Here is a 14,286-nt window from a genome sequence, read left to right as displayed (position 1 = left end):
CGCTGGCGATGATAGTCAGCTATCATCGCTGTCATACGGGCAGAGCGGAAGCAGGATATACTTGACGATTAGCAAGCGTTCATGCGCCTGGGCAATGGCACGACCGTACAGCTTTTATGAAATAAGCTCCAGGAAAACCCAAGTGCCACACTTTACCGGAATCCGTTGAATCGAGCCAAATGGCACCGGCACCGTCAACCATTAATACCAGACTGCATCAGGGCGTAAGCATACGAGGTAGGATTGGTGACAATGGTGAAGGTGAATCGTACCGCCTGCCTACCGCTTCGATATGGTCGCACGGCCAGATACAGACTGAACGCTCACGTATGGCGAGAGGCAAATCTGTGCACAGCTTTACAGCGCGAAAGCCAGATAGGACAACTGGTAGGATCTGCCTGGCGAACGAGCTTCTAGCAATCTCTAACGTCGAGTGCTAAAACTGACTTGACAAACCGACCGTTCTTGTGTACTATTACCAACGGATTAGCACTCTCGACGTGACAGTGCTAATTCATGGAACCTTCGCACATTGGAAGAAACCTAATACCAAACGGAGGATAGCAGCTATGGCGGATTTCCGCATCCGACCCCTTGGCGACCGTGTGGTGGTCAAGCCGGTAGAGCGTGAAGAGAAGACCAAGACCGGCATTTACCTGCCTGATACGGCCAGCAAAGAGCGCCCAATGGAAGGCACGGTGCTGGCAGTTGGTGAGGGTCGCCGTGATGACAATGGCAAGCTGATCCCGATGAACGTCAAAGTTGGCGACCGCGTGATCTTCGCCAAGTACAGCGGCACCGAATTCAAGCTCGATGATGTCGAGTACCTGATCCTGTCGGAGAAGGACATTCTGGGTATCGTTCAGGAGTAACAACGTCGCGCAAGTAGCGCTATTCTCAAGGGAGGATTATAGATCCTATGCCAAAGCAGCTTTATTTCAACGAAGAGGCACGCCGTGCCCTGAAGCGTGGTGTAGACCTGGTTGCTGATGCGGTAAAGACCACGCTCGGCCCGCGCGGTCGCAATGTGGCAATTGACAAGAAGTTTGGTTCGCCGACGGTAACCCACGACGGTGTGACGGTCGCGAAGGAGATCGAGCTGAAGGATCCCTTCGAGAACATGGGTGCGCAACTGCTCAAGGAGGCTGCGACCAAGACCAACGATGTGGCCGGTGACGGTACCACCACGGCGACGGTGCTGGCTCAGGCCATCGTCACCGAGGGTCTGAAGGTAGTAGCCGCCGGCGCCAACGCCATGCTGCTCAAGCGTGGTCTTGATCGCGGTGCCGAGGCCCTGGTAGCCGCTATCAAGGCGAGTGCCGTACCGGTTCGCGACCGCGCCGACATTGCCCACGTTGCCACCAACTCGGCGGCTGACAGCGAAATTGGTGAGCTGATCGCCGAAGTGATGGAGAAGGTTGGCAAGGACGGTGTGATCACCGTTGAAGAGTCGAAGGGCGTTACCTTCGAGAAGGAATACACCGAAGGTATGCAGTTCGACCGGGGCTACATTTCGGGTTACATGGTCACCAACGTCGAACGCCAGGAAGCCGAGCTTGATGAACCGTACATCCTGATTACTGACAAGAAGATTAGCAGCATTCAGGAAATCCTGCCGGTGCTCGAGAAGGTGTTGCAGGTGACGAAGAACTTCGTCATCATCGCTGAAGACGTTGATGGCGAAGCGCTGGCGACGCTGGTGGTCAACAAGCTGCGTGGCACGATCAATGCCCTGGCCGTCAAGGCGCCTGGCTTCGGTGATCGCCGCAAGGCCATGCTGCAGGACATTGCTATTCTCACCGGTGGCACCGTCATCAGCGAGGAGATTGGCCGCAAGCTCGATAGCGCCACTATCGAGGACCTGGGCCGCGCGCGCAAGGTGATTGCAACCAAGGATGACACGACGATTATCGAGGGCCGTGGCGATGAGGCGGCGATCCGCGCCCGCATCGAGCAGATCCGCGCCCAGATTGCAACCACCACCAGTGACTTTGATCGCGAGAAGCTGCAAGAGCGGCTGGCCAAGCTGGCCGGTGGTGTGGCCGTGATCAAGGTCGGTGCTGCGACCGAGCCTGAGCTGAAGGAGAAGAAGCACCGCGTTGAGGACGCCCTGAGTGCAACCCGTGCTGCCGTTGAAGAGGGTATCGTGCCCGGTGGTGGTGTCGCGCTGATCAACGCTATTCCGGCGCTCGACAACGTGCAGGTTGCTCACGAAGACGAGAAGGTTGGTCTCCAGATTCTGCGCCGTGCGCTCGAGGAGCCGCTGCGCATCCTGGCCCGCAACGCCGGTGAGGACGGTTCGGTGATTATCGCCAATGTCCGCCGCCTGCAAGAGGAGAAGGGTGACAAGACCATCGGTTACAACGTGCTGACCGGTCAGTATGGCAGCATGATCGAGCAGGGCATCATCGACCCGGTGAAGGTCACCCGCAGCGCTGTACAGAACGCGGTTTCGATTGCCGGTATGATCCTGACCACCGAGGCGCTGATTACCGACATTCCTGAGGACAAGCCGGCGGCAACTCCGGGCGCCGGTGGCGGGATGGACTTCTAAGGTTCCAGCGCTACGATAGTACGACAGGGGTGTACGAACGTGCACCCCTGTTTGTTTTTGGTTTGCGCATAGATGTGTATCACTTGGGCTGTCAGATCCGTGCTGGCGTACTGCTGACGTGCTGCCAGTGAGCTGCTAGTGGTTCGTCAGCGGCACACAAAATGGTGGTACGCGACACACCCCCACCCTCACCCGCCCCCGCTAGGGGCGGGAACCGGCATGCCGGATGGATGCCGCTGGCGCGTGCTGGTGCCGGTGATGAGCGCGCCGGAGGCGCGCGATCCCAGCTACTGCTCCGACGCTTGCTCAGCGCGCCTCCGGCGCGCTCCCAGGCGATGCCGGTGCCTGCTGAGCGCGCCGGAGGCGCGCGCTCCCAGGCGATGCCGGTGCCTGCTGAGTGCGCACGAGGCGCACGCTCCCAGGCGATGCCGGTGCTTAGAGTCTATTTCAAAAAACGTCTACCAGAAGTTATCTCATTCCTAACCGACTCGATGGTCATAACGAGCACATCCAGCATCCCCGTGACCAGGAGAGTCAACGGCGTGCCACGCGCCGGATCGTGAGCACGGCTGCTGCGGCAGCATGGCTGCCGCACTCCAAACCCTGCGACACACGCATAACGAGCGGGAAAGGCAACCCATCCAGCGCGTGATGGCGCGACCGAAGCTGCGCTCTGCCAACGGGCAAGGAGCCGGGTAGGCTGTCGTTGGTGATTGGCAAGCATTCAGGTGCTTGTGCGACAATCTGGGAGTACGAGAGCACAGCTTTTACACCACTATGGAGAACTCACGGACGTAGCGCGAGGGTGACGGTAAATAGCGTGTCGTGATTTTTATTAAACCAGATTTGATATTACGTCCAGGCTATCAAGCCTGACCGGCTCTGGCAAGAAATATATTGTTAAGAACAATGTTCCACCCGCTTCCTATCTGCTACCAATAGTGCTACCATGCGGTATATACACGCACAAGATATATCAGCAACCGGATTGTATTTAGTGTATAATAGCGGTATGATATGTCAAATATATGTCCAGACAGGAGGCGAGCGATGGATCTCTGGATTATGATCGGTATCGTCATCTTCGTCTTTATTGGGCAGGCCATTCTGTGGTCGTGGGTCATTATTCGGCGAAATCAGGTGGCGCCTGATGTTAAGATCTTCAACTGGCGTGAACTCTCGCAAGCCTTTGACCGCTGGCTGGCGGATCGGCAGCGCCGACGCCGTTCGTCGTACCGTTAAGCTGTTGTCAATGATCATGTACGGTGCAGCAGTCAGATGTTGCACCGTACATATCTTTCGTGCGCTAAACACGATGACAGGGGGATTGTCGATCAGAGAGGTAATTGCAGGTTAATAACGGTGAGGTTTTACCTTGCTTCAAGCTGCCAGCACTCTCTTACCATACGGCGTGCACCGGATTGGTGACGGGCATGTATACGCGCAATGGTACAGGAGACTGACATCAAACCTATCAACGACGCATAACACAAGACGATACCGGGTGTGAATAGATACCTGGTATCACCCATCGCATGCGGGGGCAACCGATCCATACCTGTCGAGAAATTCTGATAGGGGCTGAGACAGGGCAGGCAGTATGAGCGTTTGGGCGTTGCTTTCAACCGGTGCCTACGCTGTCACTCGCTGACGCCGTAGCGCAGAGGCAAGGTCGGCGGCGGTCGTTACCTCAGACAGGTCGATCCCCAGCGCTACAATCGTCTGCGCAACTTCTGGACGCACACCAACCAGGGTCACTGTTGCCCCCAGCAAGCGGGCCGACTGCACCAGTTGCATCAGACCGGCAGCAACCGTTGTGTCAACAAACGGCATCCCGGTAATGTCAAGCACCAGATGGCGGGCATCGGCCCGATCAATCGCTTGAAGCGCTGTCGCCTGCGCCACCGCGATCCGTTCGGCATCAAGCTCACCAACCAGGGGCATTACCAGGGTTTCCTGAGAAACCGGCAGCACCGGCATACTCAAACCACGGATCAGCTCGCGCTGACGCTCATTTTCGGCCAGTAGGCGCGATTGTTCGGCCATTTGTCGCTCAACTTCGGCTAACGCCTGCTGCAAATCAGCCGTCCGTTGGGCAACGCGTTCCTGCAAGCCGGTACGCTCCTGCTCAAGCGCCGCGTTGGTCTGCCGCAATTGTGTGATAACTCCTAGCAGGCGCTCGTGAAAGAGCCAGAGCTGTAATAACAGGATTGCGCTGATCCCCAACACACCGGCAAACTGAAACGGTAGTTCCAGAACCTCGGGAATAGGCGGAAAGAGACGGACTTGCGAACCCAGTACTATCGTGACAACAACGGCAATCCAGGCCACGATCAGCAAGCGCCTGAGCACAACTCCGCTCAGAAATGGCAGCATGGCGACAATTGCCAGCACAGGGGCAAATGCCATCAGCGAGGCCACATTCGGCAAGATAACCGCCCCGAATAGCCCATACAGAACGAGGGCAATAAACGAAGTCATTAACGCGACGCGCACCTGACCGCTGCGCGTCTGTGCCCATGCCTGTAAGAGGCCAACCACCAATACCCAATCCAGGATCATGAGCGCAATCAGGGTGGGAGTGCGCCAGATTGCCGCAGACACTGTCGCAACGATTGCGACAATCCCGACAATTCCGGCTACCCAGAGAAAAAAGCGCCGGAGCTGGCGAACCTGTTCGAGGGTAAGGATGGAAATGGTTGATTCGCTCATGTGAACTCTTCCTCACGTGAATGCGATCTGCGTTGTTTGCAGCAATGCTCAGTACGCCATCCTACCATATCTTAACAAACGCATGTCAGTCGGGCTTTTCCCCTAATCCATCGTCAGGCCACCATCAACATCAATCGTCTCGCCGGTGATGAAAGATGCTTCGGTTGAGGCCAGAAACAGCGCTGCTGCCGCCACCTCTGCCGGTAGGGCAAAACGACCCAATGGGATCAGGCGCTGCGCCCGTTCCCGTAATTCCGGTGTCATCACCGACAACAGCGTGGTCTCGACCGGGCCGGGACAAATTGTGTTCGCCGTGATCCCATGTGGTGCCAGCTCACGGGCCAGCGCTTTGGTAAGACCAATGGCTCCCGCTTTGGCGGCGCTGTAGGCAGCACTGCCGAGAATCCCACCGCCACGCTTGCCGGCAACTGAAGCAATGGTGATTAAACGACCGTAGCCGGTCGCAATCATCGCCGGCACGACTGCCCGGCACGTGTGATATATCGCGGTAAGATTGACTGCCAGTGTGCGTTCCCACTCAGCAGGTGTTAGATCAAGAAATGGCGCTGAACTGAGCACAGCAGCGTTATTCACCAGAATATCAATCCGCCCCCACTGATGCAATACGTGATTGACGGCGGTATCTACCTCTGCGGCAATGGCCACATCGGCCACGACGCCCTGCACCCGATCACCGAGTCGCTCAGCAGCAGGAACCACTGCCGCGTCACGATCTAGCAACGCAACCTGTGCCCCATGTTCGACAAATGCGGTGGCAATTGCGTAGCCAATACCACGTCCGGCACCGGTGACAATGGCAGTGCGACCTCGCAGATCAAACATTGACCATCCTCTGCAGGCGGTTATAACGATACTTCATCATAATTCTAAAAGACACAGCAGTCAACTTGCGGTTGGTAGATCAGAGCGATCAGCGTCGAGCGTGGTTCAACGTATTGAAGTTCGTTTTGCATAGTGTTACGACACGTATCTGGTAACAGGCGCGGTGGAAGCTGTACTCCATACCGGTGAGGCAGGGGTAGGCGCTGCGGGTGGCCGCGTATCTCCAAGCGATGGCTACGCGGCAGCATGGCTGCCGCACTCCAAACTTCGCAACACGGGTCGTGCTGCGATACGAGACGCATCTGGCAACGGGCGCGGTGGATGCTGCACTCCATACCGGTGAGGCAGGGGTTAGCGCTGCGGGTGGCCGCGTATCTCCGAGCGATGGCTGCGCGGCAGCATGGCTGTTGTACTCCAAACTTCGCGACACGGGTCGTGCTGCGGTACGAGACGCATCTGGCACAGGCGCGGTGGCTGCTGTACTCCATACTGGTGAGGCAGGGGGTGCTGCGGGTGGCCGCACCTCTGAGCGATGGCTGTGCGGCAGCATGGCTGTTGTACGCCGAACTCTGCGGCACGGGTTGTGCTTGCTGGCACGATCAGTAGGGGCGACGCATGCGTCGCCCCTACAACTCGTCATCACATCAAATATGGCAGCATAACGTGACACACCACACCAGCCAACTCTTACCCCGATACTGCACCTGGACGAGGCACCGCTAAATGCCAGCGCTAGAGGGGCACGGCATGCCGTGCCCCTACTGCTGCACCACCGACAACCAACCGACCCGCCGGTGGCACACCTGAACGACGCAGATTGTTGAGAACGATTTGGGGTCAGACTGTGGAATGTAACCACTACCAGGCCTCTCCACGGCGGGCTGGCACGCTCATCTTGCGCTATCGTTTGCCAGAACAAGGTAATCCTGCTATACTTGGCACAATTGTTCGGATAGATCACAATGACCGGGTGGAACCGGTCATTCTGTTGTCAGAGGGAGAACTCTGAAATGCAGTTGCTCTACCTCGATCCACATCAGTTAGAGGTTGATCCAACCGGTGTGCGTGAAGAACCGGGAGATATTGCCGGCCTGGCGACAACGATTGCCGAATACGGGATGCTCCAGCCAATAGGGGTGACACCAATCGGCGGTGGACGTTATCGAGTAGTGTACGGTGGGAGACGGCGAGCCGCTGCCATCCAGCTCGGCTTGAGCAAAGTGCCGTGTATTGTGCTCGATAACGATGATCCTGATCTTCTGTTACGTCAACTCATTGAAAATGTGCAGCGGCAGGATTTGAACGACATCGAACAGGCCCGCGCTTTTGCCCGTCTCCGCGAGCATATTATCGCAACCCGCGGTAAATTGCCCGACAACGAACTCGATGAAGCGGTTGGGCAGGCGGTGGGACTGGGGGCACGCACAGTTCGCCGCTACCTCGGCCTCCTGGAATTGCCTGAAGAAGTGCAGCAGATGATCCGGCGCGGCGATCTGAATGTAACCCAGGCTCAACATCTGCGCCGGATTACCAACCCAAAGACGCAAATTGATTTAGCCCGCTTTGCCGTTGAGGAGGGGATGTCGGCAGCCGAATTGAGCCGGCTCACCACCTACTTTGCCGCCAATCCAAACCTTACCCTCGACGTGGCTTTGCAGGCGCTTGAACAGGGTGAGGAGTTACGCACGAAGGCCACTCCAGCCGGTAGCAGTGGCGGCCCACTCAGCCATACCCCGGTGGCGATGGCCGATCTCCCTGCACACGATGACACCTGGGACGATGAGGAACAGGGCGACACCTATCTGACCGTAGAAGAAGAGACTATCGAGAACCAGCCCAAAAACAAGGCGCGCGTCTTCCGCATTCGCTCACTCGATCAGATGGTTGACGAGAGTGATCGACTGGCCCGGGCTGTACACGATGGTGATCTGCTGAAGTGGATTGAACGCGACGAGGGCGCAGTCTTCAAGGTGCGGCTTTTGTTACGTCAATTAGAAAGCCTGACTCACGCTTTACGGGAGATTGCCCGCCAACGCAACCTCCCGCTCGATGAGGAGTAGCGGCAATAACCACCTGCTGGCGTGGCGACCGTCAATTGCGCCACGCCAGTGGTGAGATAGCGTGCAGTGTTTGTACGTTCTTCACTACGGATACCATAACCCAGGTTGCTACCTTTATCACCACAGAGGCATAGAGGATGGGTGTAATCCGGGTTGCTACCATGAGGTATGACGAAATGCGTTCATAGGAACTGGCTGCTCCCTACATCGTTATGCGGTACGCCATACGGTGTTGAGGGTAACGTCGTGCTGTTCATTCTGATAGTCAGCTTCCGTCGCCTGCTCACAGCATAGGTGGCAACGTGAGTTGCCATAACCTCGCAAAGTAGGGTTTGCCTCAGCACCGTGTAGGGCAAGCGCCAGTATTGCGCTACACGGTGCATATCATCTATCTTTGCCTCACCATGTAGAAGAGACAACACCACAGTGAGTAAATTATCAGATACCCTGGTGCAGGTTTCACTGCCCACTGCCCCTACGCTATGCGGTCAGAACCGCCAGATGGGGAATGTTTCATACATACAGACATAGCCCAGCAGGACGCAGAGAGCGTACTGTCGTACACTCCTCTCAATGCTGACAATCGACGCCAATCATCACCAGGCACTGCGAGTGGAGGGCAACTATGCTGCTGACATCCTGTGCTGCCGACGGTGCAGCGTGGTTCGTCCCCTTTGGCAACTATTGACAAGTCTGGTATTATAACGAAACAACCCCTGTTCAAATCTGTGGTACGGCAAAGTTAGCTCGCACATCAACAAAGATGGAATGATGCTGAACGTATTGCTACCGTTGCCCAACAGACATCTCATCCATCCTAACGATAGGATGATCGGGAAAGAGCATCCATGCCGACAGCTCGCTCACGATAGTGTAGCGGCTACCGACCATTCATCGGCAACATACGGGCTGAAGTGCTATGCATACGAACGATAATCAGCCGGATTGGTGCGGAAGCCTGGCTTCTGCACACCGTGTGGCGTCCGGTAGGAAGCACTGACAGGGTAAGCGCGTCATTTCAGCGAGAGTACTGAAGTCATTGCACGCATCATTAACAGGCGAGATGACCATGACGAGGGCGCACGTCGTCCCTGCGACCAGCAGGGTGACCGGCACAACACACACCTGCCAGCGAGCACAGTGGGATTGGAAGCATGGCTTCCGCACTCCAAACTCCACGACACGCCCATCACTGAGCGGGAGAGGTAGCCAATCTGGCAGGTGATTAATCAGCTCTTGACAAACAGTTCAGATTGTGTTAACGTATAAATCGAATTAGTAATTCGTTTTAGTCCAATTCAAGATACGGTCAATGAACGACCAATCTCGTCCAAAACGGAACCGTCCGCCATCCATGTACGATGTGGCGCGACTGGCCGGCGTTTCGCAGACTACGGTATCGTTCGTGGTCAACAATGTCACGAGCGCTGCCATTAGTCAGGAAACACGCGACCGGGTCTGGGCGGCCATTCATGCCCTTGGCTGGCGCCCTAATGCAGTGGCGCGTAGTTTGCGTACCCGCCACTCACAAACGCTAGGGTTGATCTCCGACGAGGTCGTCACGTCTCCCTATGCGGTACGCATGATTTTGGGCGCCCAAGAAGCCGCATGGAATAATCGTCAGATGCTCCTGGTAGTCAATACCAGTGGTCAGCAGGATATTGAGCAGACAGCGCTGCAATTTATGCTGGAACGCCAAGTTGAGGGCTTGATTTACGCAACAATGTATCACCACGAAGTGACACCACCGACTGGAATTACGACAGTACCAACAATTCTGGTCAACTGCTTCGTGGCCGACCGGTCATTGCCGGCGATTATTCCTGACGAAGTGCAGGGAGGGTATACGGCGACGGAAACCCTGATCCTGCGGGGACACCGCCGGATCGCCTTTATCAACGAGATCATTCCAATGCCGGCTCTGTTTGGTCGCCTGGAAGGGTACCGGCGGGCGCTGACCGATTATGGCTTACCGTTTGATCAGTCACTAGTACGCAGTTGTCATTCCAATGCCCAGGATGCGTTTAGCGCAGCCCGTGATCTGCTCGAACGGCCTGATCGGCCAACCGCCATCTTCTGCTTCAATGACAAAATGGCGATGGGCGTGTATGATGCGATCAAGCGGTTGGGCTTGCGCATCCCCCAAGACGTGGCAGTTATCGGGTTTGACAATCTCGAACTCATCGCTGCTCAGCTCTATCCACCACTCACGACCATCGAGCTACCGCACTACGAGATGGGCAAACGAGCTGTAGAACTATTGCAATCGCTGCCCGCAGGCGAAAGCCTGCCACCGACACAGCATTATATCCCCTGCCCGTTAATTGAACGGGCATCAGTATAGTTGTTGTTCGTAACGTTACTCTTCGCGGAAAGGAGGTGTCTTTGTCGCAACAACCACTTTTGAACGGATCGTCAGAGTTGACTGCAACCCATGGAAGGAGCTAGAACCATGTTTCGTTCACGTTTGAGCTTTTTGATTGTGCTGATGGCCGTGGTAAGCCTCGTGCTGGCGGCGTGTGGTGGCGGTGGGCAAACGACACAACCAACCCAACCGGCTGGTGGGACCGGAAACCAGACGTCTGGTGAACAGAAGCGCGTCACCATTCTCGGTGCATTCGGCGGTGGTGAAGCCGATGCCTTCGAGGAAGTTATTAAGGTTTTCGAGGCCGCCAACCCGGATATTGATGTCGTGTACACCGGTGTGAATGATTTCGATACGCAGATTGTTGTCCGTGTACAGGCAGGCGATCCGCCGGACATTGCCGGCTTCCCGCAACCGGGTGGTGCTGCTCGCCTGGCTGCCGAGGGTAATCTAGTTCCGTTGTGGCCAGAAGTCATTGCGCAGATTGATAAGAACTACGCACCGTTCTGGAAGGAACTGGGTACATTTGGTGGGACTCCCTACGGCGTATTCCACCGTGTTAACGCCAAAGGCTTCATCTGGTACAACAAGCCTGCTTTTGAAGCTGCCGGCTACACGGTGCCAACCACCTGGGACGAGTTGAAGGCTCTAACTGAGCAAATGAAGGCTAACGGGCATACGCCGTGGTGCGAGGGGATCGAGTCGGGCGCTGCTACCGGCTGGAAAGGCACCGACTGGATCGAGAACATTATGTTGCGCACCCAAACCACGGCAACCTACGACCGCTGGATTTCGGGCGAAGTACCCTTCAGCTCGCCAGAAGTGAAGCGTGCCTTCGAGATTCTGGGTGAAACCTGGTTCACCGATGGCAATGTCTACGGTGGCCGGCAGTCGATTGTGTTGACCAACTTCGGTGATGCAGCAACCTTCCTCTTCACCGAGCCACCGAACTGCTGGCTCCACATGCAAGGAAGCTTTGTGACCAACTTCTTCCAGGACTCGGTCAAAGCCGATCTGGATAACAAAGTTGGCCTGTTCGTAATGCCACCGATTGACCCGAACGTAACGCCGGCCCTCGAAGTTGGTGGTGACGTCTTCGTCGTACTGAAGGACCGGGATCGGCCAGAAGTACGCAAGTTCATGGAATTTATGGCAACCGGTGCTGCTGCTGATCCGTGGATCCGGCAGGGTGGTGGTATCTTTCCGCACAAGGATCAGAATCTGAGCCTCTACCCAACCTCGATTGAGCGCCAGGTTGCCGAGGCAATCCTGGCTGCGCAGGCCGCTCGCTTTGATGCCTCAGACGCGATGCCAGCAGCCGTGAATGCTGCCTTCTGGAAGGGTGTGACCGATTGGGCAAGCGGCAATCGCGATCTCGATACGGTTCTGTCCGAGATTGACGCAGCCCGTAATCAGTAGCCGGTAGTTCGATATGGCGGGTAGCCTGCTACCCGCCATCCTCCATGTCTGATTGTGATATAGAGTGGCAATGCTGCCACTCAAGGAGGAGTTCTGATGCGACCAACACGTGAAATCAGCCGATCTCCAGAGGTAGGCGGCATCGGGGTCTTTTTGTCAACCACCCTCGGTCGTCTCCTGGTGTCGATTTTTGTGCCGGCCATTACGTTTTTTGTCCTGTATCAGGTCTTTATCTTCCTCCGCGACACCCAGATCCCGCAGTGGATTACAGCCATCATTGCTATTTTGTGGGGTGTCGGTGGCGTGTTGGCGCTCTATACACTCTCAAACTATCTGATCGAGCAGTTGAATCCATCGTGGCGCAGGCGTCTGATCCCCTTTGTGTTTGTGGGTCCGGCACTGGCCATCCTGACCTGGTACCTGGTCTTGCCGACTATCCGCTCATTCATTGCCAGTCTCTACGACGCCCGTGGTATCAATTTTGTCGGGCTTGATAACTATATCTACGCTTTTACCAGCCAGGAGATGTTGCAATCGTACCGCAACAACTTCCTCTTCTGGATGATCTTCGGTACCGGTATGAGTGTCGGCTTCGGTCTGCTGATTGCCGTGCTTGTAGATCGAACGCACCCGATCTTCGAGACGGTCTGCAAGGCACTGATCTTTATGCCGATGGTGATTTCCGGTGTCGGTGCTTCGGTGATCTGGAAATTCATCTACGAGTATCGCCCGACCGGCTCGACCCAGATCGGATTACTGAACGGGATCATTACTGCCCTGGGTTTTGAATCGCAAGGCTGGCTCCTGTTGCAGCCATGGAATAACCTTTTTCTGGTGATCATTATGGTCTGGCTACAGACCGGTTATTCGATGGTCATTATTTCGGCGGCCATTAAAGCCATTCCCGCTGATTTGCTGGAAGCGGGACGCATCGACGGTGCAAACGAGTTCCAAATCTTCCGCAGCATCATTTTGCCGTCGATTCAGGGCACGTTGATTACGGTCACCACGACGATCATCCTCTTCACGCTGAAGATTTTTGACATTGTGCAGTCGATGACGGGTGGTAACTTCGGGACACAGGTTATCGCCAACGTGCAGTACGTCCAATTGTTCCGCCAGGTGAATAACGGACGGGCCGCAGCCATTGCGATTATCTTGCTGCTGGCGGTGTTGCCGGTGATGTATTACAACTTGCGGCAGTTTGGCAAGCAGACGGAGGCCTTCCGATGACAACAGCAACTCTTGCAACACCACGCCATCGCCGCCGCTTTCGTTTCGGTACGTTCATGGTGTATGTGGTGATGATTATCATCACGCTATTCTGGATTACGCCAACGGTCGGTTTGCTGGTCAGTTCATTCCGCCCGGCTGATGATGTGAAGACGAGTGGCTGGTGGACGGTTGTCACCAATCCGGAGAAGGCCCGCTTTACGCTCGACAACTATCGCACAGTGCTCGGGTTACCTGTTGCCGGTCGCGCAGCACCGACTGGCGGCAGTCGGGTTGGGATGGAGGTCGCGCTGATCAATACCCTCACCGTCGCCCTCCCGGCAACAATCATTCCGATCTTGATTGCTGCATTCGCCGCCTACGGCTTCGCCTGGATCGATTTTCCCGGTCGGCGCGCGCTGTTTATTCTGGTGGTGGCGATGCTGGTGGTGCCACTGCAAATCTCGCTGGTGCCGATTTTACGTGACTACGTGGCATTGCAACTCGGCGGAACGTATCTTGGGGTCTGGCTGGCACACACCGGATTCGGTTTGCCCCTCGCCGTCTATCTGCTCTACAACTACATCAGCACGATTCCGCGCGATATTTTCGAGTCGGCTTTTCTCGATGGCGCAACCCACTTTACAATCTTTACCCGTCTGATTTTGCCACTCTCGACACCGGCATTGGCCAGCTTTGCCATCTTTCAATTCCTCTGGACCTGGAATGACTTGCTGGTGGCCCTGGTCTTCCTCGGTGCTGAGCCACGGGTCCAGGTCGTTACCCAACGCCTGCTGAGTCTGCTCGGCCAGTTCGGCCAGGAGTGGCATCTACTTACGTCCGGTGCCTTTATTTCGATGATCGTGCCACTGATCGTCTTCTTCTCGCTCCAGCGCTTCTTTGTGCGTGGTCTGATGGCAGGCTCGGTGAAGGGATAAGACGCTACCGTTCTGAATCTATTTCAAAAAACGTCTACGAGAAGGTATCTCATTCATTCCTGACAGACTCGATGATCGTGACGAGCACCCACAGCATCGCCGTAACCAGCAGGGTCAACCGCGTGACACGCGCATGGCACGAAGCACGGTTGGTGCGGCAGCATGGCTGCCGCACTCCAAACG

At 56.0% G+C, this 14,286-nt stretch carries 10 protein-coding genes; 8 read left to right on the top strand and 2 right to left on the bottom strand.

The features are described from left to right. Positions 1 to 569 precede the first annotated feature (569 nt). The 3 genes from groES to CAUR_RS14360 all read left to right on the top strand — a co-directional run bounded on the left by groES (position 570) and on the right by CAUR_RS14360 (position 3,796). Positions 570 to 872: a co-chaperone GroES gene (gene groES, locus CAUR_RS14375; protein ID WP_012258595.1), complete on the top strand. Its 303-nt coding sequence runs from the start codon at positions 570 to 572 to the stop codon at positions 870 to 872. A gap of 47 nt (positions 873 to 919) precedes the next feature. After that, positions 920 to 2,554 carry a chaperonin GroEL gene (gene groL / locus CAUR_RS14370; protein WP_012258594.1) on the top strand — a complete coding sequence of 545 codons (1,635 nt, stop codon included), beginning with the start codon at positions 920 to 922 and terminating at the stop codon, positions 2,552 to 2,554. A gap of 1,050 nt (positions 2,555 to 3,604) precedes the next feature. After that, positions 3,605 to 3,796 (top strand): hypothetical protein, encoded by a 192-nt coding sequence (locus CAUR_RS14360; protein WP_012258593.1) that lies wholly within the window; start codon positions 3,605 to 3,607, stop codon positions 3,794 to 3,796. Positions 3,797 to 4,186: 390 nt separating this feature from the next. Here CAUR_RS14360 and CAUR_RS14355 read toward each other — a convergent pair whose 3' ends face one another. Together CAUR_RS14355 and CAUR_RS14350 are read right to left on the bottom strand one after the other, a co-directional pair. Then, positions 4,187 to 5,266 (bottom strand): STAS domain-containing protein, encoded by a 1,080-nt coding sequence (locus tag CAUR_RS14355; protein ID WP_012258592.1) that lies wholly within the window; start codon positions 5,264 to 5,266, stop codon positions 4,187 to 4,189. A 102-nt stretch (positions 5,267 to 5,368) separates the two neighbouring features. Beyond that, a complete protein-coding gene (locus tag CAUR_RS14350) occupies positions 5,369 to 6,109 on the bottom strand; it encodes an SDR family NAD(P)-dependent oxidoreductase (RefSeq protein WP_012258591.1) in 741 nt (246 codons plus the stop codon). 1,010 nt (positions 6,110 to 7,119) lie between these two features. On the opposite strand from CAUR_RS14350, the gene CAUR_RS14345 reads away from it, so the two are divergent. The 5 genes from CAUR_RS14345 to CAUR_RS14325 all read left to right on the top strand — a co-directional run bounded on the left by CAUR_RS14345 (position 7,120) and on the right by CAUR_RS14325 (position 14,103). Next, entirely contained in the window at positions 7,120 to 8,169 is a 1,050-nt protein-coding gene (locus tag CAUR_RS14345; protein ID WP_012258590.1) for a ParB/RepB/Spo0J family partition protein, read from the top strand. A 1,312-nt stretch (positions 8,170 to 9,481) separates the two neighbouring features. Continuing rightward, positions 9,482 to 10,513 carry a LacI family DNA-binding transcriptional regulator gene (locus tag CAUR_RS14340; RefSeq protein ID WP_012258589.1) on the top strand — a complete coding sequence of 344 codons (1,032 nt, stop codon included), beginning with the start codon at positions 9,482 to 9,484 and terminating at the stop codon, positions 10,511 to 10,513. A 108-nt stretch (positions 10,514 to 10,621) separates the two neighbouring features. Further along, positions 10,622 to 11,953, top strand: coding sequence for an ABC transporter substrate-binding protein (locus CAUR_RS14335; RefSeq protein WP_012258588.1), 1,332 nt, complete (start codon positions 10,622 to 10,624; stop codon positions 11,951 to 11,953). Between the two features lie 96 nt (positions 11,954 to 12,049). Then, positions 12,050 to 13,186 carry a carbohydrate ABC transporter permease gene (locus tag CAUR_RS14330; RefSeq protein WP_012258587.1) on the top strand — a complete coding sequence of 379 codons (1,137 nt, stop codon included), beginning with the start codon at positions 12,050 to 12,052 and terminating at the stop codon, positions 13,184 to 13,186. Continuing rightward, the gene (locus CAUR_RS14325; RefSeq protein WP_012258586.1) at positions 13,183 to 14,103 is read left to right on the top strand and encodes a carbohydrate ABC transporter permease; all 921 of its coding nucleotides are present in this window, start codon (positions 13,183 to 13,185) and stop codon (positions 14,101 to 14,103) included. Before CAUR_RS14330 ends, CAUR_RS14325 begins: the two co-directional genes overlap by 4 nt. Positions 14,104 to 14,286 lie beyond the last annotated feature (183 nt).

This window comes from Chloroflexus aurantiacus J-10-fl (assembly GCF_000018865.1).
Lineage (GTDB): Bacteria > Chloroflexota > Chloroflexia > Chloroflexales > Chloroflexaceae > Chloroflexus > Chloroflexus aurantiacus.
Note: the sequence above shows the minus strand (reverse complement) of the source record. Positions and strands in the feature narration are given on the sequence as shown.